The 21,005-nt window shown below is 64.8% G+C and carries 22 protein-coding genes; 17 read left to right on the top strand and 5 right to left on the bottom strand.

The window, feature by feature from the left end; all coding sequences use genetic code 11:
* The first annotated feature begins 13 nt into the window (after positions 1-13).
* The 7 genes from AC3FLX_RS13465 (at position 14) to AC3FLX_RS13435 (ending at position 5,866) form a co-directional block, all read left to right on the top strand.
* The gene (locus AC3FLX_RS13465; protein ID WP_488697228.1) at positions 14-508 is read left to right on the top strand and encodes a chemotaxis protein CheW; all 495 of its coding nucleotides are present in this window, start codon (positions 14-16) and stop codon (positions 506-508) included.
* Between the two features lie 66 nt (positions 509-574).
* Positions 575-1,486 (top strand): CheR family methyltransferase, encoded by a 912-nt coding sequence (locus AC3FLX_RS13460; RefSeq protein ID WP_488697226.1) that lies wholly within the window; start codon positions 575-577, stop codon positions 1,484-1,486.
* A complete protein-coding gene (gene cheD / locus AC3FLX_RS13455) occupies positions 1,483-2,145 on the top strand; it encodes a chemoreceptor glutamine deamidase CheD (RefSeq protein ID WP_488697224.1) in 663 nt (220 codons plus the stop codon). Before AC3FLX_RS13460 ends, cheD begins: the two co-directional genes overlap by 4 nt.
* A 22-nt stretch (positions 2,146-2,167) precedes the next feature.
* Positions 2,168-3,241: a protein-glutamate methylesterase/protein-glutamine glutaminase gene (locus AC3FLX_RS13450; RefSeq protein ID WP_488697222.1), complete on the top strand. Its 1,074-nt coding sequence runs from the start codon at positions 2,168-2,170 to the stop codon at positions 3,239-3,241.
* An 82-nt stretch (positions 3,242-3,323) separates the two neighbouring features.
* Positions 3,324-3,710: a chemotaxis response regulator CheY gene (gene cheY / locus AC3FLX_RS13445; protein ID WP_238262009.1), complete on the top strand. Its 387-nt coding sequence runs from the start codon at positions 3,324-3,326 to the stop codon at positions 3,708-3,710.
* 15 nt (positions 3,711-3,725) lie between these two features.
* On the top strand, positions 3,726-4,358 hold the full coding sequence (cheZ, locus tag AC3FLX_RS13440) for a protein phosphatase CheZ (protein WP_488697220.1): 633 nt from the start codon (positions 3,726-3,728) through the stop codon (positions 4,356-4,358).
* A 140-nt stretch (positions 4,359-4,498) separates the two neighbouring features.
* Complete coding sequence (locus AC3FLX_RS13435; protein WP_488697218.1) at positions 4,499-5,866, top strand: M20/M25/M40 family metallo-hydrolase; 1,368 nt, start codon at positions 4,499-4,501, stop codon at positions 5,864-5,866.
* Between the two features lie 6 nt (positions 5,867-5,872).
* Here the strand turns inward: AC3FLX_RS13435 and AC3FLX_RS13430 are convergent, their stop codons facing one another.
* Positions 5,873-6,820 (bottom strand): ABC transporter substrate-binding protein, encoded by a 948-nt coding sequence (locus tag AC3FLX_RS13430; protein WP_488697216.1) that lies wholly within the window; start codon positions 6,818-6,820, stop codon positions 5,873-5,875.
* 146 nt (positions 6,821-6,966) lie between these two features.
* The gene (gene maiA, locus AC3FLX_RS13425) at positions 6,967-7,605 is read right to left on the bottom strand and encodes a maleylacetoacetate isomerase (protein WP_488697214.1); all 639 of its coding nucleotides are present in this window, start codon (positions 7,603-7,605) and stop codon (positions 6,967-6,969) included.
* A 222-nt stretch (positions 7,606-7,827) separates the two neighbouring features.
* Between maiA and AC3FLX_RS13420 the strand changes: the two genes are divergently transcribed.
* The 10 genes from AC3FLX_RS13420 to AC3FLX_RS13375 all read left to right on the top strand — a co-directional run bounded on the left by AC3FLX_RS13420 (position 7,828) and on the right by AC3FLX_RS13375 (position 18,557).
* The gene (locus AC3FLX_RS13420; protein ID WP_488697212.1) at positions 7,828-8,544 is read left to right on the top strand and encodes a YceH family protein; all 717 of its coding nucleotides are present in this window, start codon (positions 7,828-7,830) and stop codon (positions 8,542-8,544) included.
* A 101-nt stretch (positions 8,545-8,645) separates the two neighbouring features.
* Positions 8,646-9,098, top strand: coding sequence for a hypothetical protein (locus AC3FLX_RS13415; protein WP_488697211.1), 453 nt, complete (start codon positions 8,646-8,648; stop codon positions 9,096-9,098).
* Between the two features lie 3 nt (positions 9,099-9,101).
* Positions 9,102-9,239: a hypothetical protein gene (locus tag AC3FLX_RS13410; protein ID WP_488697209.1), complete on the top strand. Its 138-nt coding sequence runs from the start codon at positions 9,102-9,104 to the stop codon at positions 9,237-9,239.
* A gap of 270 nt (positions 9,240-9,509) precedes the next feature.
* A complete protein-coding gene (locus AC3FLX_RS13405) occupies positions 9,510-10,376 on the top strand; it encodes an oxidoreductase (RefSeq protein ID WP_488697207.1) in 867 nt (288 codons plus the stop codon).
* 315 nt (positions 10,377-10,691) lie between these two features.
* Positions 10,692-11,837: a flagellar biosynthesis protein FlhB gene (gene flhB, locus AC3FLX_RS13400; RefSeq protein WP_488697205.1), complete on the top strand. Its 1,146-nt coding sequence runs from the start codon at positions 10,692-10,694 to the stop codon at positions 11,835-11,837.
* Positions 11,834-13,921: a flagellar biosynthesis protein FlhA gene (flhA, locus tag AC3FLX_RS13395; RefSeq protein WP_488697203.1), complete on the top strand. Its 2,088-nt coding sequence runs from the start codon at positions 11,834-11,836 to the stop codon at positions 13,919-13,921. Before flhB ends, flhA begins: the two co-directional genes overlap by 4 nt.
* Positions 13,922-13,931: 10 nt before the next feature.
* Positions 13,932-16,451: a flagellar biosynthesis GTPase FlhF gene (gene flhF, locus AC3FLX_RS13390; protein ID WP_488697201.1), complete on the top strand. Its 2,520-nt coding sequence runs from the start codon at positions 13,932-13,934 to the stop codon at positions 16,449-16,451.
* A gap of 12 nt (positions 16,452-16,463) precedes the next feature.
* Positions 16,464-17,276: a MinD/ParA family ATP-binding protein gene (locus AC3FLX_RS13385; RefSeq protein ID WP_488697358.1), complete on the top strand. Its 813-nt coding sequence runs from the start codon at positions 16,464-16,466 to the stop codon at positions 17,274-17,276.
* Between the two features lie 106 nt (positions 17,277-17,382).
* Positions 17,383-18,099 (top strand): RNA polymerase sigma factor FliA, encoded by a 717-nt coding sequence (locus tag AC3FLX_RS13380; protein ID WP_488697199.1) that lies wholly within the window; start codon positions 17,383-17,385, stop codon positions 18,097-18,099.
* Positions 18,099-18,557 (top strand): flagellar protein FlhE, encoded by a 459-nt coding sequence (locus AC3FLX_RS13375; RefSeq protein WP_488697198.1) that lies wholly within the window; start codon positions 18,099-18,101, stop codon positions 18,555-18,557. Before AC3FLX_RS13380 ends, AC3FLX_RS13375 begins: the two co-directional genes overlap by 1 nt.
* Positions 18,558-18,808: 251 nt before the next feature.
* Here AC3FLX_RS13375 and AC3FLX_RS13370 read toward each other — a convergent pair whose 3' ends face one another.
* Genes AC3FLX_RS13370 through AC3FLX_RS13360 form a run of 3 tightly spaced genes read right to left on the bottom strand, consistent with a single transcriptional unit; the run spans position 18,809 to position 20,954 of the window.
* Complete coding sequence (locus AC3FLX_RS13370; RefSeq protein ID WP_488697196.1) at positions 18,809-19,306, bottom strand: MarR family winged helix-turn-helix transcriptional regulator; 498 nt, start codon at positions 19,304-19,306, stop codon at positions 18,809-18,811.
* Positions 19,307-19,308: 2 nt separating this feature from the next.
* Positions 19,309-19,794, bottom strand: coding sequence for a DUF3237 domain-containing protein (locus tag AC3FLX_RS13365; RefSeq protein ID WP_488697194.1), 486 nt, complete (start codon positions 19,792-19,794; stop codon positions 19,309-19,311).
* Positions 19,791-20,954, bottom strand: coding sequence for an ABC transporter substrate-binding protein (locus AC3FLX_RS13360; RefSeq protein WP_488697193.1), 1,164 nt, complete (start codon positions 20,952-20,954; stop codon positions 19,791-19,793). The genes AC3FLX_RS13365 and AC3FLX_RS13360 overlap by 4 nt, the downstream gene beginning before the upstream one ends.
* Between the last annotated feature and the right edge of the window lie 51 nt (positions 20,955-21,005).

Below are 21,005 nucleotides of genomic sequence, written 5' to 3'. Positions count from 1 at the left end.
AAGGAGAACAGACATGGCCGGCATCGGACACATCGATACCCAGGGCAGCGAAGCCTCTGGCCAGGAATACCTGGTCTTCACGCTGGGCACCGAGGAATATGGCATCGACATCCTGAAGGTGCAGGAGATCCGCAGCTACGAAACGGTGACCCGCATTGCCAACGCGCCCGATTTCATCAAGGGTGTGACGAATCTGCGCGGCGTGATCGTGCCGATCGTGGACCTGCGTCTGAAGTTCGACCTGGCCAACGTGCGCTATGACCACCAGACCGTGGTGATCATCCTGAACGTGGCGGGCCGCGTGGTCGGCATCGTCGTCGACGGCGTCTCGGACGTGCTCACGTTGACCGGTGATGATATCAAGGCGGCGCCGGAGTTCGGCGTATCGGTATCCAACGAACACCTGACCGGTCTCGGTTCGGTGGATGGCCGGATGCTGATCCTGATCGATATCGAACGCATGATGACCAGCTCCGAAATGGAGTTGATCGAAGCCGAGCTCGCCTGAGAGCGCGCCGGTTCGCCCCCAACAGCTTGTACCGCCGTGCATCGGCAAACCTGACGAAATACACTCATGACGCCGCTCCGTTCTTCCTCCAGCGCCACCGGGAAGCCAGGCGCGGCCGCCAGTGCCGCCGCGCCGGTACTGGCGCCGCTGCGCGACGACATGCGTGACTTCCTGCTGACCGAGCGCGACTTTGAAAAGATCCGCGTGCTGATTCACAAGCGCGCGGGCATTTCCCTTGGCAGTCACAAGCGCGAGATGGTGTACAGCCGTCTTGCACGTCGCCTGCGCTCGCTGCAGCTTAGCGACTTCGGCACGTACCTGGAACTGCTCGAAGCGGACGAACGGTCCGACGAGTGGGAGTACTTCACCAACGCGCTGACGACCAACCTCACGTCATTCTTCCGTGAGGCGCATCACTTTCCGTTGCTGGCCGAGCATGCCAAGAAGGTGGGCCGGCCCTACAGCGTATGGTGCGCGGCGGCGTCGACCGGCGAAGAGCCGTATTCGATCGCGATCACACTGGCGCAAGCGCTCGGCGACCGCGCCGGCACCGTGCTGGCCACCGACATCGACACGCAGGTCCTGGCCAAGGCACGCGCCGGCGTCTACACGTCGGAGCAGGTGGCACGCCTGCAGCAGGACCAGCTCAAGCGCTTCTTCCTGAAGGGCACCGGCGCGCGCGCCGGATCGGTCAAGGTCAAGCCGGAACTGGCATCGACCATCACGTTCGAGCCGCTGAACCTGCTGGCGCCGGACTGGGGCATTCGCGAGAAGTTCGACGCGATCTTCTGCCGCAACGTGATGATCTATTTCGACAAACCAACCCAGGGCCGCATCCTGGAGCGGTTTGCCCCGTTGCTGAAGCCGCATGGCCTGCTGTTCGCCGGGCATTCGGAGAACTTCTCGTATGTCTCGCGCGCGTTCCAGCTGCGCGGGCAGACCGTATATGAACTGGCGGGCAAGGGCGGAGGTGCATGATGCGCGGCACGCCCCAGATTCCCGAGGCCATCGCCACGCGAAAGTACTTCGATCGCGAGTTCGGCAAGCAGGCCATCAAGCTGCTGCCCAACGAATACTACGTGACCGGTGACGACGTGGTGCTTACCACGGTGCTCGGTTCGTGCGTGGCGGCGTGCATCCGCGACGAAATCGCGGGTGTGGGCGGCATGAATCATTTCATGCTGCCCGACGACGAAAACGCCGGGCCTGACCGCCTGTTGTCGGCGTCGATGCGCTATGGCTGCTATGCGCTGGAAGTGCTGATCAACGAGCTGCTGAAGATGGGTGCGCGGCGCGAGCGGCTGGAAGCCAAGGTTTTCGGCGGCGGCGCGGTGCTGGCGAACATGACGACCCTCAATATTGGGGACCGGAATGCCGATTTCGTACTGAAGTACCTGCGCACCGAAGAGATCCGCGTGGCCGCACAGGACCTGCGCGGTCCGCACGCACGGCGCGTCAGTTACTTCCCGCAGACGGGCCTGGTGCTGGTGCGCCGCCTGACGCGCCAGGACGATACGGTTGGCGTGGAACGCGAGGAGCGTGCCCTGGCACGCGCGCTGTCCACATCCACAAAGGCGCCCACTCGTGGCGCCGTGGAATTGTTTACGCGGCAGGCAACGGCCAAGACGCCGACCTGAAACTGAAGACGTAGAGACGAATATGACCGCCGCGAAGATCAAGGTGTTGTGCGTGGATGATTCCGCGCTGATCCGCAGCCTGATGACGGAGATCATCAACAGCCAGCCCGATATGGAGGTGGTGGGTACCGCCCCCGATCCGCTGGTGGCGCGTGACATGATCAAGCGCCTGAACCCGGACGTGCTGACGCTGGACGTGGAAATGCCACGCATGGACGGACTCGATTTCCTCGAGCGCCTGATGCGTCTGCGGCCGATGCCGGTGCTGATGGTGTCGTCGCTGACCGAGCGCGGCTCCGAAATCACGATGCGCGCGCTAGAACTGGGCGCCGTCGATTTCGTGACCAAGCCCAAGCTCGGCATCCGCGAAGGGCTGATCGAGTACACCGACACGATTGCCGACAAGCTGCGTGCCGCGTCGCGCGCGCGTGTGCGCGCACGCACCGAAGGGGCCGCGGGTGCGGCACCGGCCGCGCCGATCCTGCGCGCGCCGCTGCTGTCGACGGAAAAGCTGATCATCGTCGGCGCATCGACGGGCGGAACCGAAGCCATCAAGGAATTCCTGATGCCGCTGCCGCCGGACTCGCCGGCGGTCATGATCGTGCAGCACATGCCGGCCGGTTTCACGAAGTCGTTTGCCCAGCGCCTGAACGGCCTGTGCCGCATCACCGTCAAGGAAGCGGAGCATGGCGAGCGCGTACTGCCCGGCTATGCGTATATCGCGCCGGGCGACTCGCATCTGCTGCTTGCGCGTAGCGGTGCCAACTACGTGGCACACCTGTCGCAGGAAGCGCCGGTCAATCGTCACCGTCCGTCGGTGGACGTGCTGTTCGACTCCGCCGCGATTCACGGCGGCAAGAACGTGACGGGCGTGATCCTGACCGGCATGGGCAAGGATGGTGCCCGCGGCATGCTGCGCATGCGGGAAGCCGGATCGTACAACCTGGCGCAGGACGAACAGTCCTGCATCGTGTTTGGCATGCCGAAGGAGGCTATCGCCACTGGCGGCGTGCATGAAGTGGTGCCCCTGCATCAGATGAGCCAGCGCGTCATGGCGCACCTGGCGACGTTTGGCGCGCGGGCGCAGCGCGTGTAGTCCTGGATCGCGCGCGAGAGAGGTCAGATCAGCAACATCAACCGGATGGCACCGTCATCCGCAACCGTTTTGGAGCCGTATAGTGGACAAGAACATCAAGATCCTCGTGGTCGACGACTTCCCGACCATGCGTCGGATTATTCGTAACCTGCTCAAGGAGCTCGGGTTCACCAACGTCGAGGAGGCCGAAGACGGCGCCGCCGGCCTGGAAAAGGCCAAGGACGGCAGCTTCCAGTTCGTGGTATCGGACTGGAACATGCCGAACATGGACGGCCTGACCATGCTGCAGTCGATCCGCGCGATCCCCGAGATCGCCAAGACGCCGGTGCTGATGGTGACCGCCGAGGCGAAGAAGGAGAACATCATTGCCGCAGCGCAGGCAGGCGCCAATGGCTATGTGGTCAAGCCCTTCACCGCCGCAACGCTGGACGAAAAGATCACCAAGATCTTCGAGAAGCTGGGTCAATAAGAAGAGGCACGCGACATGTCGACGACTCCGACTTTCAGCCAAGAATCGGCCGAGCAGATCATCCATCGCATCGGCAACCTGACGCGAATGCTGCGCGACAACATGCGGGAGCTGGGGCTCGACAAGGAAATCGAGAAAGCCGCCCTGGCCATTCCCGATGCGCGCGACCGCCTCAACTACATCGCCGCCATGACCGAGCAGGCGGCCGAGCGCACGCTCACCGCCGTGGAACTGGCGCAGCCGCTGCAGGAAAACCTCGAAAGCAAGGCCACCGCGCTGGACAAGCGTTGGGACGAGTGGTTCGCGCAACCGGTGGAGCTGGGCGATGCCCGCGCACTGGTGCTGGACACGCGCGAATTCCTGACCGAAGTCCCGCAAAAGGCCAAGGCCACCGGCAGCCATCTGCTCGAGATCATGATGGCTCAGGACTTCCAGGACCTGACCGGCCAGGTGATCAAGAAGATGATGGACATGATCCGCACCCTGGAGCAGGAGTTGCTGCAGGTGCTGATCGACAACGTCCCGGCCGAACGCCGCGTTGAAGCGCCCTCGCTGATGAACGGTCCGCAGATCAACCCCGAAGGCAAGGCCGACGTGGTGTCAGACCAATCGCAGGTGGACGACCTGCTGGCCAGCCTGGGCTTCTGATCCCGGCTCATGGGACGGGCCGGCGACCCGCGCCGTCCGTCCCAGGGCCGCTTTTGCGGCCTTTCGTGCATGTTGCGGCGCATTCGCTGGCACAATCGTGGTCGACCACGGTTTTCCCCCACTGCCAGAGGATCGCCCCCATGCATGTCCGCCGTACCGTAGTTGCCGCCTCCGCCGCCGCCGTTGTTACGGCTGGTACCGTATTTGCCGGCATGGCAAATGCCCAGACACTGCCCGTCCCGCAAGTCTCCCCCAACGTCGAAAACGCTTACGCCAAGCTTGAGGCCGCACCGGTCTACCAGAAGCTGATGGCCGACGTGCGCGCCGACGATGCTCGCGCGCTGACCGAACTCAAGACGATGACCGAGATCCCCGCGCCACCGTTCAAGGAAAAGGCGCGCGCGGAGTATTTCGTCGCGCGCCTCAAGGCGTTGGGGCTGACCGATGCGCACATCGACGCCGAAGGCAATGCGATCGGCATCCGCAAGGGCACCGGCAACGGTCCCAGGCTGCTGATTTCGGCGCACCTGGACACCGTCTTTCCGGAAGGCACCGACGTCACGGTGAAGTCGCGCGACGGCAAGCTCTACGCGCCCGGCATTGGCGACGATACGCGCGGTCTGGCCGTATTGCTTTCGTGGCTCAAGGTACTGAACGAAAACAAGGTGCGCACGGTTGGCGACCTGGTCTTCGTCGGCAACGTAGGCGAGGAGGAACTGGGCAACCTGCGCGGCATGAAGGCGGTGTTCCGCGACCATCCCGATATCGACGGCATGGTCGGCATCGAGCCGGGCACCGGCGACCGCGTGCTGACGCAGGGCACCGGCAGCCATCGCTATGAAGTCACGTTCAAGGGACCGGGCGGGCATAGCTTTGGGGCATTCGGCCTGCCCAGCGCGATCCAGGCAATGGGCCGCGCGGTCGGCAAGATCAGTGACGTGCGTACCCCGACCGATCCCAAGACCACCTTTACCGTGGGCACGGTCGGCGGCGGCACATCGGTAAACGCCATTGCCGGCGACGCCCGCATGGCCATCGACATCCGGTCCAACGGCACACCGTCGCTGCTGGAAACCGAAAAACACATCATGGATGCGATTGCCGCGGGCGTTGCGGAAGAGAATGCGCGCTGGAAGCCGGCCAAGGGCCAGGAGATCTCGTTCCAGACGCGGATGATCGGCGACCGGCCTGCCGGCCAGACGCCGACCGATTCGGTCATCGTGCAATCGGCTGTTCGCGTGATCAAGACCCACAGCAAGGAAGCGCCTTCGCTGCGAGGCGGCAGCACCGATGCCAACGTGCCGATGTCGTTGGGTATTCCGGCCATCATCATCGGCAGCGGCGGCAAGTCGGGCGGATCGCATTCGCGCGACGAGTGGTTCGACCCCACCAATGCCTACGAAGGCGCGCAATGGGGCCTGACCACGGTACTGGGCCTGGTGGGCGTGGACGGCGTGGGTGAGCCTTTGCTCGTGCAACGTCCGGCAAAGGCAGCCGTCACGCGCTGACGTCAATCACGCGCTGAGCGCGAAGCCCCGGTCGAATGTGGCGGCCACATCCAGACGCTGTTTCAGCAGTCCCGCCTTCAGGTAGAAGTCCGCGGTCTGCTGCTGGATGGCCACCAGTTCCGCGTCAATTGGCTGCCACTGTGTGCGGCGGCGTTCGAACTGCAGCCGCGCGGCTTCCGGTGGAATGCCAATGATCCGCGCCAGTGCGGCCGAGAACTCGGGCACGTGCTGGTACGACCAGACCTGCGCGCGGACCACGCGCTGCAGGAAGTCGGCCAGCACGGCGCGCTTGGATGCCAGCGCCGATTCGGTGGCAGCCAGATAGCTCAGGCCCGACCACAATCCACGGCCGCTCACCAGCACGCGCGCATGGCCGCTGGTTTCGGCCATCGCCGTGTAGGGTTCCCACGTTGCCCACGCGTCGACCGATCCATTGGTGAGCGCGAGCTTGGCATCGGCGGGCGGCAGAAAGCGGATGTCGGCGTCTTCGGGCTTGAGGCCCACCGAAGCCAGCGCCTTTAGCGTGACGAAGTGGCCGATCGACCCACGATTGGTGCCAATGCGCTTGCCCTTCAGATCGGCGGCTGTCTTCAGCGGCGAATCGGGCCGTACCAGCACGGCAGTGCCATAAGGGTCGGAGCGGTTAGCGCCGATCAAGCGGATGCGCGTGCCTGCGGCCAGCGCAAAGATGGCGGGCGCGTCGCCGATTGGGCCACTGTCGACGGCACCGGCGTTGAGCGCCTCGGCCAGCGGTGCGGCAGCCGGGAATTCGGTCCACTGGATGTCATAGGCCAGCCCCTTGAGTGCATCGGCCGATTCCAGCAGCGCGCGCAGGCCGCCTTTCTGATCGCCCGCCTTCAATACCGGACGAGACTGGGCCTGCGCGGCAGGCAGCATGGTGAGCATGGCGCCGGCATTGGCGGCATGCAGGATCTGGCGGCGGGTAATAGGCATGCGGAGGGACGAAAGCGAGTGGCCAAAGACCTGACCGTACGCGTGCGCGCCCTCAAGACCAACGAATGTTTTCGCGGTTTCTTATGAAGCGCATGGAGGCGGTTGCGGCTGCCGCCGTCTCCATGCCGCTGCCACGTTTGCCGTGACTACGTGCGCGGGGCCGGCGCGTTCTGCGCGAAAGCGGGAATGTCGTGCAGGCGCGCGACGATCTCCGCGATGTTCGGCCAGCGCTGCTGCACATCGAAACCCATGCGCGCCGCGCTGATGGTCTGGGGGAACAGATAGATATCGGCCACGGTCGGGGTGTCGCCCACCACGTACGGTCCCGTGCGGCGCGCGGCCAGGCGCTCTTCCACGGCGCCAAGCCCGACGTCGACCCAGTGACGAACCCAGGCGGTAACCCCGTCGGCATCCATGCCGGGGATCTGCGTCAGCCGCGATGCCACGCGCGGTGGCAGCAGTGCGTGAATCTCGCTGGCGATCGACAGCGCTATGGCGCGGGCAAATGCGCGGTCCTCGGGGTCTGCCGGCAGCAGGGGCGGCGTGCGGAACCGTTCGTCCAGGTATTCGATGATGGCCAGGGACTGCGTGATCAGTTCGCCGGTGTCCGTTTCCAGCGCAGGTACCAGACCCTGCGGATTGATCGCACGGAATGCCGGCTGGCGTGATTCGGCCGCCTCGCCAAAAATCGTCACGGGGTGGATGTCGACGGCAAGGCCCTTGATGGCCAGCGCAATGCGCACACGTGATGTGGCCGATGACACTTCGTTGGCGTACAGCTTCATGATGCTCCTCCAGGGGTACCGGTTTCGAGTCTGTCGGGAAGTGCACAGCCTGAGCGTCGGGCGTATCGGCTTTGTGTCGCACGGCAGGTGCCACGGTATGCGTCTGTCTCTGCGCGCTGGCCAGATACATTGCGAAACAAAGTCCGCCGGCGCAGTTGCGTTGCCGGCGCCCTTGCGCTTCAATGGGCGCCTTGAGAGCCTGCCAACCTGCCGATATTCATCATGGATCAGACCCCCGACACCCCGTCGCGCCCCGCACTGCGCACACTCACGCCGCTGGAAGCGCGCGTGGTGGCCGTGTTGCTGGAGAAGCAGTACACCGTTCCGGACACCTACCCGCTGTCGCTCAATGCGCTGGCCTCCGGCTGCAACCAGAAGACCGCGCGCGCCCCCGTGATGAGCGTGACCGAAGACGAGATCCTGACGGCGATCGACGGCCTGAAATCGCTGAGCCTGGTGTTTGAAGGCAGCAGTAGCCGCGTGCCGCGTTTCGAGCAGAACCTGGGCAAGGTGCTGGCCGTGCCGAGCCAGTCGGCCGCGCTGCTGTCCACGCTGATGCTGCGCGGCCCGCAGACGGCAGCCGAACTGCGCCTGAACACCGCACGCCTGCATGCCTTTGCCGATATTTCTTCGGTCGAGGCCTTCCTGGACGAACTGGTCGAGCGTTCACCGGCACTGGTCGCCAAGTTGTCACGCGCGCCGGGCGAGCGCGAGCACCGCTGGATGCACCTGCTCTGCGGCGAGGTTGCGGTCGCTGAGTCCGTGCCATCGGCGCGCACTGTTGGCGAGTCGGCCGCGTCGCCATCGGAGTTCGAAGCGCTGCGAATCAGCCACCGTGAACTGGAAGAAAAGGTGGCACGGCTGCAGGCGCTAGTCGTGGAAATGGCCGGGCAGCTCGGCATCGAGATCGGGCCGGACAAGCTCGATGGGAACGCTTGATGAGACGAATCTGAAAGCGCGTCACAAGGTGTATCCGACGGGGCCGTGACGCACGTCGCGGTGCTAACCTGCTTTGCGTGTTCAAGCAAAGGAGGTTAGCGATGGAGATGAGGCATCCCGATTCCACAAACGTCTGGATACCGGGCGCAGGTATCGATCCTGCTCTGCAGCGCGTGGTCGAGAGTGCGCAAGAGTCGTTGCAGGCCCGTCACCGTCGCCAGCGTGCCGAGGAAGCCAGTGCGCTGATTCAACGCTGGAAGGCGGAAGGCATCTATCCATTAGAAGGCATTGCCGAAGACGCCATCGAGATCGCGTGCCGCGAGCGCTTCGACATTTGCGCGCTGGGTATCCACGAGCATCTGGAGGCCTTTCCCACGGGGGGACACCAGGACCGCCGTTTTACCCTCGGCATGCTCAAGGCGGCGCTGGAGGGAAGCCCCTCCACCTTGAAGCGCTTGCTTACCGAAGTCCTCAACCTGCCGGCGCGCAAGGCTGAGGAGCTGCACGGTCTGCTTCAACTTACCTCTTTGGCATCGGTGATCGAATGCAGCTAGCTGGTGAGGGAGCGGCTGTGCTTCCTCGCCGGCCTGGAGGAATTGCTCTTCGACATTGGCAGCAAGCAGGCAGTGAAAGAGCGCGCTCAATTGAACCGGATGCTTGTCAACGAGACCTGGATCTTCGGCGAGGAATTCTAGCTTTTCAGCAGTGACCCACGGTTTTGCGGAAGCACCTGGGAATGCTCGACGTCGCCGAACATTTGCCTGAAACCCTCTGCGCCGGGCTTCGTGCGTGACTCAGGTAATTAACAACTAGCAACTTTAAGTTGTGAGTGGATCAATATACATCGCCATTGTTTGTGAACGACTGCCTGCCTACCATGTGTCTCAACGGTGCCGCTGCCAGGCTACACAAGGGAAAGACGGCTCCGGAACGCTAATCCAATCCCGATATTCCAGGAGTCAGTCATGTCCCAATCGATCCAGTCACAAGGCAAGGTTTGGTTTGTTACCGGCGCTTCGCGTGGCTTCGGCACGCTGATCGTGCGCGCAGCCCTGCAGCGCGGCGATCGTGTCATTGCCACGGCACGGAACCCGCAACAGGTGACCGAAGTCTTCGGCGAGCAGCCGAACCTGCTGGCGGTCAAGCTCGATGTCACCCGCGAGGAAGACGCCGTCGAGGCAGTGCGTCAGGGCGTTGAACGCTTCGGCCGTATCGATGTGCTGGTCAACAACGCCGGCTTTGGCATCCTCGGCGCGGTCGAAGAAACGGCGGTAGACGAAGCAAAGGCTAACTTCGACACCAATGTGTTCGGGCTGCTGGCGGTCTCGCGTGCCGTGCTGCCGCAGATGCGCCGCCAGCGCAGCGGCCATGTCATCAATATCTCGTCGCTGGGCGGATACTCGGCTTACTACGGCTGGGGCGTCTACGGCGCGTCGAAGTTCGCGGTCGAAGGGCTGACCGAAGCCATGTCGCAGGAATTGACGCCGCTGGGCATCCACGTGACGGTCGTCGAGCCGGGCTTCTTCCGCACGGACTTCCTCAATGACAATTCGCTGGTGTCGACGAAAGCCATCATCGATGACTACGCCGAAACGGTTGGCCAGATGCGCGTCTTTGCGAAGGGCGCCAACCACGCGCAGCCCGGCGATCCGCGCAAGCTGGCCGCGGCGATCCTGCGCCTGGCCGACAGCGAACAGCCGCCGGTGCGCCTGCCGCTCGGCTCGGACGCCGTCGCCCGCATCGAGACCAAGCACAAGTCCGTGGAAGCGGAACTGGCAGCCTGGCGCGAGCTGGCGATGTCGACCGACCATGACGACGTAGTGCGATCGTAGTGCGATAAGCGAGTGTTCGCTCTCCCTTTCTGGCCTGTGCCGACCGGCCAGGCCGGAAAGGGGCGTGCCAGGGAGTGGAATCCACGTCCAAAACGTGACATCATGCGCCCCGATCCCGTCTGAACTGGGCGAGATCGGCACAATTTCGGGATCTAACCCTAAAGATCACCACCCCTGGGCCGTTATTCCCGCTGCCCCCCTCATTCCTGAAACAGGCACCTGTTTCCCCGCCTTTTCCTCCCAATGCCGTGACGCCCGGGATTTGATAATCCTCGGTGACGAAGTGCCGCCCGCGTGCTTCGCATTGGAGCATTCATGTCCGAGGAAAGCGATCTCGAGAAAACCGAACCCGCCTCACCCCGGCGCCTTGAAAAGGCGCGCGAGGAGGGGCAGGTGGTGCGTTCGCGCGAGCTCGGCGCGTTCGTGATGCTCATGACCGGTGTGTTCGGCCTTTGGTTCATGGGCGGCACGCTGGGTCGCAAACTCAATGCGGTCATGCAAACCAGCCTGGCGTTCGAGCCGGCCACGGCATTCGACACCAACCGCATGCTGTCGCAGTTCGGCATGGCGATCTGGGACAGCCTGCTGGCATTTTTTCCGCTGCTGCTGCTGTTCGGCGTGGCGGCGCTGTTGGCGCCGCTGGCCCTCGGAGGCTGGAGCTTTTCGACCAAGTCGTTCGCGCCGAACTTCTCGCGCCTGTCGCCGACGCAGGGCCTTGGCCGCATGTTCTCGTCGCATTCGCTGGTGGAGCTGGTCAAGGCCATTGCCAAGTCCTTGCTGGTCGGCTGCGTGGGCGCATGGATGCTGTGGCGCAAGTTGCCCGAGGCCATCGCATTGATGAACGCGCCGGTCCAGGAAGCGTTGCTGCACCTGATGGAAATGGTGCTCTACGTCTGCGGCATGGTGGCCGGATCGTTGCTGCTGGTGGCGGTCATCGATGCCCCGTGGCAGCTCTGGACGTACTACAAGAAGCTCCGCATGACCAAGGAAGAGGTCAAGCAGGAGATGAAGGAAACCGATGGCGACCCGCACATCAAGGCCCGCATCCGTCAGCAGCAACGGGCCATCGCGCGGCGCCGGATGATGTCCGAAGTGCCCAAGGCGGACGTGGTGGTGACCAACCCCACCCACTTTGCCGTGGCACTGCGCTACGACGAAGGCTCGCGCTGGAATGCCCCGCGCGTCGTGGCCAAGGGTGCCGATGAAGTGGCCGCTCGCATCCGCGAGCTGGCCCAAGAGAATCGTGTGCCGGTGTTGTCCGCGCCGCCGCTGGCGCGCGCGCTGCATCGTCACGTGGAACTGGGCCATGAGATCCCGGCGGGCCTGTACACCGCCGTGGCCGAGGTTCTCGCCTGGGTTTATCAATTGAAGAACTGGCACTACAGCTACGGTCCGCAGCCCGATTCGCCGACCGACCTGCTGGTGCCGGATGACCTTGCCGTACCGGAAAGCCGCGCATGAACGCACTGACCAACCTTTTCAACATGCCCGCACTGCGGGGTGGCGCCCAGATGAAGGCGCTGGCTGGCCCGCTGCTGATCGTCATGATCCTCGGCATGATGATCCTGCCGCTGCCGGCGTTCATCCTGGACCTGCTGTTCACCTTCAATATCGCGTTGTCGATCATGGTGCTGCTGGTGGGCATGTACACGCAGCGCCCGCTGGACTTTGCCGCGTTTCCGGCCGTGCTGCTGTTCTCGACGCTGCTGCGTCTGTCGCTGAACGTGGCGTCCACGCGCGTGGTGTTGCTCGAAGGCCATACCGGTCCCGACGCGGCAGGCAAGGTGATCGAGGCCTTCGGCCACTTCCTGGTGGGTGGCAATTTTGCCGTTGGTATCGTGGTGTTCGCGATCCTGGTCGTGATCAACTTCATGGTGATCACGAAGGGTGCGGGCCGTATCGCCGAAGTTGGCGCGCGCTTCATGCTCGATGCCATGCCCGGCAAGCAGATGGCCATCGACGCGGACCTCAACGCGGGCCTGATCAACGAGGAAGGTGCCCGCAAGCGCCGTACCGAAGTAGCACAGGAATCGGACTTCTACGGCGCGATGGACGGTGCCTCCAAGTTCGTGCGTGGCGATGCCATCGCGGGCCTGCTGATCATGTTCATCAACGTTGCCGCCGGCATGGTGGTCGGCATGGTGCAGCATGACCTGGACTTCGGCACGGCGGTACACAACTACACGCTGCTGACGATCGGCGACGGCCTGGTCGCCCAGATCCCCGCGCTGGTGATTTCGACCGCGGCCGGTGTGATCGTCTCGCGCGTGTCGAACGAGCAGGACGTTGGCCAGCAGCTGACCGGCCAGCTGTTCTCGAATCCGCGCGTAATGTTCATCACGGCGGCGATCATCGGCACGATGGGTCTGATCCCCGGCATGCCGCACTTTGCCTTCCTGCTGCTGGCCGGCGCGCTGATCTGGTTCGGCCGCTACATGATGCGCCGCGAGGTCAAGGCCACCGAAACCAAGGCGAACGAAGAACGTAGCCCCACTGTGCAGGCCGAAGTTGCCGAGGCCACGTGGGAAGACGTCACGATGGTCGATCCGCTGGGCATGGAAGTGGGCTACCGCCTGATCACGCTCGTGGATCGCGCGCAGAACGGCGAACTGCTGGGCCGCATCAAGAGCATCCGCAAGAAGATTGCCCAGGACATCGGTTTCCTGGTGCCGGTGGTGCATATCCGCGACAACCTCGAACTGAAGCCCAATGCCTACCGCATCACGCTCAAGGGCGTGGAGATCGGCAACGGCGAAGCCAACCCCGGTCAGTGGATGGCCATCAATCCTGGCCAGGTCAGCGGCACGCTGCCCGGTGCCGCCACGCGCGACCCCGCGTTTGGCCTGCCGGCCGTCTGGATCGACGCGGCGCTCAAGGAACAGGCGCAGGCATACGGTTACACGGTGGTGGACGCCAGCACGGTGGTTGCCACCCATCTGAACCACGTGATCCAGATGCACGCATCGGAACTGCTGGGCCGACAGGAAGTGCAGGCGCTGCTGGACCGCATCACCAAGGAAGCCCCGAAGCTCACCGAGGACCTGGTGCCGAAGACGATCTCGCTGACCGGCCTGCAGAAGGTGCTGCAGAACCTGCTGGACGAAGGTGTGGCGATCCGCGACATGCGCACGGTCCTCGATGTGGTGGCCGACAACGCACCGAAGATCAACGACCCCGCCGAGCTCACCACGCTGGTGCGCGTGGCGTTGGGCCGCGCGATCACGCAGCAGCTGTTCCCGAACAACGCCGACATGCAGGTGATCGGCCTCGACGCCGGACTGGAACGCGTGCTGACGCAGGCGCTGGCCAACGGTGGCGGTATCGAGCCGGGGCTGGCCGATGCACTGCTGCAGCAGGCGCAGGGTGCCGTGGTACGTCAGGAACAAATGGGCCTGGACCCCGTGCTACTGGTGCCGCCGCCGATGCGGCCGCTGATGGCGCGCTTCCTGCGCCGCACGTTGCCCCAGCTGAAGGTGCTGTCGCACGCCGAAGTACCGGACAACCGCAACATTCGCATTACCGCCATGATCGGCGGCGCAGCGTGAGGACTGAACAATGAGCGTGGCAAAGTTTGTGGCGGCCAACGGCCGCGAAGCGATGCGCAAGGTGCGTGAGGCGATGGGTCCGGACGCCGTGGTGCTCTCCAATCGCACCATCGAAGGCGGCGTGGAGATCGTGGCGATGCGCGACACCGACCTTGGTGCCGTGAGCGCCAGCGCGCAGCTGTTCGAGTCGGCCCCGGCAGCGCTGCCGTCGCCGCAGCCGATGCTGCAGGCGCTGCAAGGCATGTATCCTGCCTCGGCGGAAGTCTTCTCGCCCGCGGCAGCGATGCCCGTGGCGCCCGTGATGCAGGAAGACGCGATGCTGGGCGACCTGCGCGGCGAGCTGGCGTCGATGCGTTCGATGCTTGAGCGCCAGTTCGCGGGCCTGTCGCAGGGCGCCAACGGCGTGGCAGCCAGCGATCCGCTGCGTGAATCGCTGTTCGAATGGATGGTCAATGCGGGCTTCTCGGGCCAGTTGTCGCGCACGCTGCTGTCGCGCCTGCCGGTGGGCACCGATCGTCCGGCCGCTATGGCCTGGATTCGCCAGGAACTGGCCACCAAGGTACCGGTGCTGGCCGATGAAGACGCGCTGTTCGCCCAGGGTGGCGTGCTGGCGCTGATCGGCCCGACCGGCGTGGGCAAGACCACCACCACCGCCAAGCTGGCCGCGCGCTTCGTGCTGCGTCATGGTCCGCAAAGCCTGGCGCTGCTGACGACCGACCGCTTCCGTATCGGCGCGCACGAACAGCTGCGCATCTATGGCGATATTCTCGGCGTGCCCGTGCACGCGGTGAAGGACGCCGCCGACCTGCGCTTTGCCCTGTCGGCGATGAAGGACAAGCACCTGGTGATCATCGACACGGTGGGCATGAGCCAGCGCGACCGCAGCCTGTCGGACCAGATCGCCATGCTGGCCGGTGTGCAGACGCCGATGCAGCGCGTGCTGCTGCTGAACGGCGCGGCACATGGTGACACGCTCAACGAGGTGGTGCACGCCTATCGCAACGACGCCGCCGGTGCCGCCGCCGGCATCGACGGTTGCATCATCAGCAAGCTCGACGAAGCCACGCACCTCGGCTCCGTGCTCGATGTGGTGATCCGCCATCGCCTGCCGGTGTTCTACGCTTCCACCGGCCAGCGCGTACCCGAGCATCTGGAGCTGGCGCAGGCCGGTGCGCTCGTGGAGCGCGCATTCCTGACGCCGCGCCGTGGCTCGCTGTTCAATGATGCCGACGTGGCACGCCGCCAGGCCGGGGCCGCGGAAGCCGCAACGGCGCCGCGTCAGTCCGAACGCAATGGCGGCGCGGACGACATGCTGCGTTCGCTGAGCGACAGCGCCAACGCAGTGGGGGTTTGCGTCGAAGAACTCAACGCCGCCGAATATGGTTTCGACCTCGCGCGCCAGTTGTGGCAGCACCGTTCCGCCGGCGTGTCGGCACTGCGTCCGATGGTGCAGCAGGTGCGCCTGGCCATGTGCCGCGACGCCAGCCGTGCCTGCGACCGTTACGTGCTGGCCGTCACGCAGAACGTGGCACAAACCGTGCAAGGCCGCCGCGCACCGCAAATGATGCAGCACACGCTGTGGCTGGCGGACCGTGATGGCATGCCGCTGGCCAGCACCGTGGTGCCGGCGGGCCGCGCGCGCCAGTCGCTCTCCGAGGCAGAGGCGGATGCCGAAGCCGCCACGGTGCGCGCCACGCTGGCTGCCGCGCGCACGGTGGTCAACCTGAATGCTTCGCTGCCGACGGCGGCCACGCTGGCACGCTGGCAACAGCTGGGCGAGCGCTGGATTGCCGGCACGCGCAAGACCACGCGCGTGATCGCCGAAGGTCTGGCCAACAAGCTGGATACGGTTGCCGACACGCTGACCTTCCATGCCATCGGCGACGTCACGTGCCGCGACCGCGCTGCCGCGCACTGGCTCGCACACTGCCTGGTTCGTATTCCCGAAGGCCAGGTCCGTACTGCCGCGCGTGGCCGTGGCAATGCCGCCGAAACCGGTATCGAAGCCTGCCTGGTCGTGTCGCGCATGATCGATCTTGAAACCGGTGACACGCTGTCCGTCGAATACGTGCTGTGCGATCCGGCCCTGGCTGGCGACGCCGCGCAGGTGGCACGGTGGTCGCAGTGGACGACGGCTACCGACGAGCAGTTCCGCACGCTGCGTCATGCGATGGAGCACTTCGCGCAGGATGGCGACGCGGACACGTCGCTGTGCGCCGGCATGGTGTCGCTGCAGCTGGGCCTGACCGCGCTGCGACTCCAACATACGCCCACGCCGACCGCACCGGCATTCCTGTCGCGTCTGGCCGGCCGTGCTTCGGCGCGCGTCAATGCACCGGTGGCAGGTGCCGTGCTCAACGAAGGCATGGGCCGCCTGCTGGCGCTGCTGGACGTGCTTGAGAACTATCCGGGCCGCAGCATGGCGCCGGCACCGTCCATGATGGACGAAACGTCGGGATCGGCCACCTCCGCAATGCAGGCGATGGCCGCCATCGATGCCGTGCCGCAGCTTGCGGCCGCTGGGGAGTAAGCCTTGAACCTGATGGGCTCCGATCAGGCCGAAAGCCTGCGCCGCCTGCTGGCGCCGCGCGTCACGCGGCGCATTGCGGTGGTTGGCGCGGAACAGGGCGTCGGCACCACCACGGTGGCGCTGGGCCTGGCCAATGCGCTGGCGATGCAGGGCGAACGCGTGCTGCTGGTGGACGAAGATCAGTACGGCGCGCGCGCCATGCGGCTGGCCGGCGCCAGTCCCGTCGCCACGCTGGCCGATGTGCTCGATGGTCGCGTGGCGTTCGGCACCGCGGTTGGCACGCGGCCCGCCACGGGTATTGCCGTGCTGCAGGCGGGGCCGGCGCTGGTTGGTGCGTTGCCTGACGAGCGCGCGATGTCGTCGCGGCTGCCAGACGTTCGTTCCGTGCTGGTGGATGCGCGCCGCGACATCACCGGCGCATTGACGCCGCTGGCCGGCGTGGCTCACAACTTTGTGATCGTCATGCGCCCGGAGGCCACGTCGATCACCGCCGCCTATGCCTGCATCAAGCGGCTGCATCACGAATACGCATGCCGTCATTTCCAGCTGGTCGTCAATATGGCGGCCGCGGAGGGGACGGTCACGGCGCTCGCGCGCAACCTGGCCCGCACGGCGAGCCAGTACCTGGGCGTGGAGGCCAGCCTGGCAGGGTACCTGCCGATGGATCCGCTGGTGGCGCGTGCGCTCCAGTTGGGGCGGTGTGTGGTGGAGGCGTACCCCGCCGCCGCGGCGACCGGAGCGTTGCGGCACGTCGCCAGTGGTATCGGCGCATGGCCGCTGCGCGAAGCATCGTCCCTGGGAATGGCCTCGGCCGTTCCCGCATAAGCAAGAACAAGAAGTCTCGACAGGACCGGAAACTCAGCCTGCCAGCAGCCGATTTCAGCCTCTCCGGCGCTGGCGCTAACTGTAAGCATTTAACGAGAGTTCCACCATGTATACGATTCAGGGAAAGCTCGAGCAGGCGGACGTGGTCAAGTCACACGCGTCACTGGTGCGCCGCATTGCGCTCCAGCTGGCGGCCAAGCTGCCCGCCAGCGTGCAGATCGACGACCTGATACAGGCCGGCATGATCGGCCTGCTCGATGCCGCCAAACGCTATGAAGACAATCATGGCGCGCGGTTCGAGACCTATGCGAGCCAGCGCATCCGTGGCGCCATGCTGGACGAGGTGCGCGCCAACGACTGGCAATCGCGCAGCCTGCGCCAGTTCACGCGCAAGATCGAGCGCACGCAGCGCCAGCTGGAACAGAAGCTCGGCCGTACGCCGATCGACTCCGAAGTGGCCAAGGAACTCGAGATGCCGCTCGAGGAATACCAGGAGCTGCTGAACGAGGTCTACGGCTGCCAGCTGCTGCACTATGAAGATTTCGAGCGCTCGGGCGAAGAGGATTTTCTGGATCGGCACCTGGGCGTGACCGACGATGCCAATCCGCTGACCGTGCTGATGGAGTCCGGCATGCGCGACGCGCTGATCCGCGCCATCGACAAGTTGCCGGAGCGCGAGAAGCTCGTGCTGTCGCTCTGTTACGACCAGGAGCTGAATCTGCGTGAAATCGGCGCCGTGCTGGAAGTGACCGAATCGCGCGTGTGCCAGATCCGCAGCCAGGCCATTGGGCGCCTGCGCACACAACTGCGCGGAATGCTGTGATGCGGCGCGCCCTGGTCCTGGCCGTGCTGTGCGTGACGGGGACCGTGGCGTCGCATGCGCAGACGCCCGCGCCCGTCTTCACGAAAGCCACCTACGAGCTTACGGGTTCGCGCTTTGCATGGACGGCATCGTCCGTCGGGCCGCAGATCGTGAGCAAGGGCCAGCGGGCGCTGTCCGAACCCGTGGTGCCGCTGGCGACGATGCCGCAAGCGCTGGGCCGGATCACGTCGGTACGTTGGCGCTACAGCTTCACCCGCCCGCCACCCGTGGACCTGCAGGCGTATCTGTGCAATGCGGATCGCTGCGTGCTGTTGCCCGGCGCCGAGGGCAAAACCGACGCCTTCGTCGGCGACGATGCCACCAAGGGCTTCGTTTTCGCCTATCGCATCCCCGGCCAGGGCGGCATGACGCCGATGCTCCAGGGCCGCAGCAACGAGGTAACCGTCAGCTATCGCTGATGCTGTGTGCTGAGTTTTTGCACGTCAGGTGATGCACGGAAGGGCAAGGCAATCGTTCTCTTTGCGTTATCAGGGCGTTGAGGTTCTGCTTGCTGATTTGTCGCATGCGGAGCCGCTTGCCCTCTCCCCCGGCCCCTCTCCCGCAAGCGGGAGAGGGGAGAACACCCTCGGTGGTTCAAATTGCTATTGGGTTGCTCCCCTCGCCCATGAAATGGGAGAGGGGCTGGGGGAGAGGGCAAGCGCCCCCAACGCTACCGCCCCAGTTTTTCCAGCAATCCCTTCAGCACGGTTTGCTCGTCCGCCGACAACCCTGCGGCAATCCGCGCATCGTGCGCGCATACGGCAGCCGTGACTTGCTTCAGCGTCTTGCGTCCGGCATCCGTCAACGCCAGCCCGAACGCGCGCCGGTCGGTTGGCGACGGGAGGCGCTTGACCAGCCCCATTGCCTCCAGCGCATCGACCAGCAAGACTGCCCCGGACCGGGCGATGCCGAGAATCTGCGCAAGGTCGGTCAGCTTCAGATCGGGATTACGGGCGATGATCTGCAACGCGGAAAAGCGCGGCGGTGTGATGTTCCACGCCGCCAGCGATGCCACAAAGTCCTCATAGACGCGGATCTGCGCACGACGGATGGCGTACCCGATCAGCGAGTCGAGCACGCCATAGTCGATATTCGGCAGATGCGGATCGAAGTGGCCGCCGTTGGGGTCCGGCGCGAGTGTTTCGCGCGGCTTGCGTGGTGATGCCATGTTCATCTGACCAGGAAATAGCGCAGCACCACGCGATCCGGATAGCGGGCGCCCGATGCCACGAACAAATGCTGCATGAGCCAGCGGTACTGTGGCGCGGCCGTTTCAAAACGCGGGGCGGTACGAAAGTAGATCTCCGAAGGGTCGACCTGCTCCCCCCGGTTCAGTCGCGCGATCACTGCCGTGGCGCCACTGCGCACGCCGGCATTGACGATGTAGATGCGCGCGCCATCATCAGTTTCCAGTACGTAACGGGCCTCAATATCGGCAGTGGTCACGTCGTCGCCGCCGTCGTGATGGATCAGCTGAAAGTCCGCGCCGCCGGGCAGTATCTGCCCATTCAGGCGCGGACCGCTCACGGTGCCGGACAGGATCGGAATCACGCGGCGCTGGCCCAGCGGTGTGCTGCCCACTTCGGTGGGCGGTGCCACCTGCAAGTTGAAGTCAGCGATGTGCTCCAGCGTCGGTAGGGGAATGCCGTGAGTCATTTGACGAGTTGCCAGTTGCCGTTGTCGATGGTCAGCAGCACGCGCCCGCGCTGGTCGAAGCCAAAGTGGTCCTGTGCCGTGTAGTTGAGCACGCCGTGCGATACCACGATATCGCGCTCGCTTTCCAGCGCATTCTTCAGCGCCTTGCGGAACTCCGGCGTGCCCGGCTTGGCTTTCTTCAGTGCCACCGGGACGATGCGTTGCAACACCAGGCCCGCATCGTAGGGATGGGCACCGAATTGTGTGCGGCTTTCGGGACCATACTGTTTTTCATAGCGCGTGACGTAGTCCAACCCCGGCTTCTTGACTGCGCTGTTCGCCGGGAGTTGCTCCGCGACGATCACTGGCCCGGCGGGTAGGATCGTGCCGTTGACCGCCTTGCCACCGATGCGGATCAGGTCGCGCGTGGCGGCACCATGCGTCTGGTAGATCGGCCCGTTGTAGCCGCGCTCGCGCAGTGTGGTGTGGGGCAGCGCCGCGCCGGTGCCTGCCCCGGCAATCAGCACGGCATCCGCGCGCGCGGCCATCAGCTTCAGCACCTGGGCCGTCACGCTGGTATCGGATCGCGCATAGCGCTCCGTGGCGATGACCTTGATGCCATTGGCCTGCGCGGCGCCGGTGAATTCCTTGAGCCAGGTTTCGCCATAAGCATCGGCAAAGCCGATGAAGGCCACGGTCTTCACGCCATTGGCGTTGGCGGCGCCTGCCACGGCGTCGGCCATCAGCTTCACCGGCTGGGCCAGCCGGTATGTCCACGCACCGCGTCCCGGCTTCAGTTCGATGGGGGAGAAAGCAAGCTGCACTGTCTGGCTTTCGTCGGCCACTTCGGAGATCGCGATCGAAGGCGCCACCGCGGAGGAGCCAAGGATGATGTCGACCTTGTCCTCGGAGACAAAGCGGCGCGCGATCCGGGTGCCCTGGGTCGGATCGGAGGCATCGTCCATGACGATGTAGTGGATCTTCTCGCCTGCAATCGTCTCGGGCAGGAACGGCATGGTGTTCTTCTGCGGAATGCCGAGGGATGCCGACGGACCTGTGGATGCGATGCTGACGCCAACGGTGACGTCCGCCTGCGCCGCACCGCTGGCAAGGATCAATGCAGCGAGCGCAAGGCCGGCGCGCATCGAGCTGGGGGGCGATGGATATTGATGTCGGGGCATGGGTGTTGTCTCCTCACTTGTACTTGTTTTTGACTTGCAGCGTGCGGCTTG

It is taken from the genome of Cupriavidus sp. 291-E7, assembly GCF_057798835.1.
Note: the sequence above shows the minus strand (reverse complement) of the source record. Positions and strands in the feature narration are given on the sequence as shown.

Excerpts from the sequence above, each read along its gene's own strand:
- AC3FLX_RS13385 (WP_488697358.1), top strand. The coding sequence starts at position 16,464 with ATGGGCTCCGATCAGGCCGAAAGCCTGCGCCGCCTGCTGGCGCCGCGC.
- AC3FLX_RS13375 (WP_488697198.1), top strand. The coding sequence starts at position 18,099 with ATGCGGCGCGCCCTGGTCCTGGCCGTGCTGTGCGTGACGGGGACCGTG.
- AC3FLX_RS13380 (WP_488697199.1), top strand. The coding sequence starts at position 17,383 with ATGTATACGATTCAGGGAAAGCTCGAGCAGGCGGACGTGGTCAAGTCA.
- AC3FLX_RS13465 (WP_488697228.1), top strand. The coding sequence starts at position 14 with ATGGCCGGCATCGGACACATCGATACCCAGGGCAGCGAAGCCTCTGGC.
- flhB (WP_488697205.1), top strand. The coding sequence starts at position 10,692 with ATGTCCGAGGAAAGCGATCTCGAGAAAACCGAACCCGCCTCACCCCGG.
- AC3FLX_RS13420 (WP_488697212.1), top strand. The coding sequence starts at position 7,828 with ATGGATCAGACCCCCGACACCCCGTCGCGCCCCGCACTGCGCACACTC.
- AC3FLX_RS13415 (WP_488697211.1), top strand. The coding sequence starts at position 8,646 with ATGGAGATGAGGCATCCCGATTCCACAAACGTCTGGATACCGGGCGCA.
- flhF (WP_488697201.1), top strand. The coding sequence starts at position 13,932 with ATGAGCGTGGCAAAGTTTGTGGCGGCCAACGGCCGCGAAGCGATGCGC.
- AC3FLX_RS13435 (WP_488697218.1), top strand. The coding sequence starts at position 4,499 with ATGCATGTCCGCCGTACCGTAGTTGCCGCCTCCGCCGCCGCCGTTGTT.
- maiA (WP_488697214.1), bottom strand. The coding sequence starts at position 7,605 with ATGAAGCTGTACGCCAACGAAGTGTCATCGGCCACATCACGTGTGCGC.
- AC3FLX_RS13405 (WP_488697207.1), top strand. The coding sequence starts at position 9,510 with ATGTCCCAATCGATCCAGTCACAAGGCAAGGTTTGGTTTGTTACCGGC.
- AC3FLX_RS13360 (WP_488697193.1), bottom strand. The coding sequence starts at position 20,954 with ATGCCCCGACATCAATATCCATCGCCCCCCAGCTCGATGCGCGCCGGC.
- cheZ (WP_488697220.1), top strand. The coding sequence starts at position 3,726 with ATGTCGACGACTCCGACTTTCAGCCAAGAATCGGCCGAGCAGATCATC.
- AC3FLX_RS13460 (WP_488697226.1), top strand. The coding sequence starts at position 575 with ATGACGCCGCTCCGTTCTTCCTCCAGCGCCACCGGGAAGCCAGGCGCG.
- AC3FLX_RS13370 (WP_488697196.1), bottom strand. The coding sequence starts at position 19,306 with ATGGCATCACCACGCAAGCCGCGCGAAACACTCGCGCCGGACCCCAAC.
- flhA (WP_488697203.1), top strand. The coding sequence starts at position 11,834 with ATGAACGCACTGACCAACCTTTTCAACATGCCCGCACTGCGGGGTGGC.
- AC3FLX_RS13450 (WP_488697222.1), top strand. The coding sequence starts at position 2,168 with ATGACCGCCGCGAAGATCAAGGTGTTGTGCGTGGATGATTCCGCGCTG.
- AC3FLX_RS13430 (WP_488697216.1), bottom strand. The coding sequence starts at position 6,820 with ATGCCTATTACCCGCCGCCAGATCCTGCATGCCGCCAATGCCGGCGCC.
- AC3FLX_RS13365 (WP_488697194.1), bottom strand. The coding sequence starts at position 19,794 with ATGACTCACGGCATTCCCCTACCGACGCTGGAGCACATCGCTGACTTC.
- cheD (WP_488697224.1), top strand. The coding sequence starts at position 1,483 with ATGATGCGCGGCACGCCCCAGATTCCCGAGGCCATCGCCACGCGAAAG.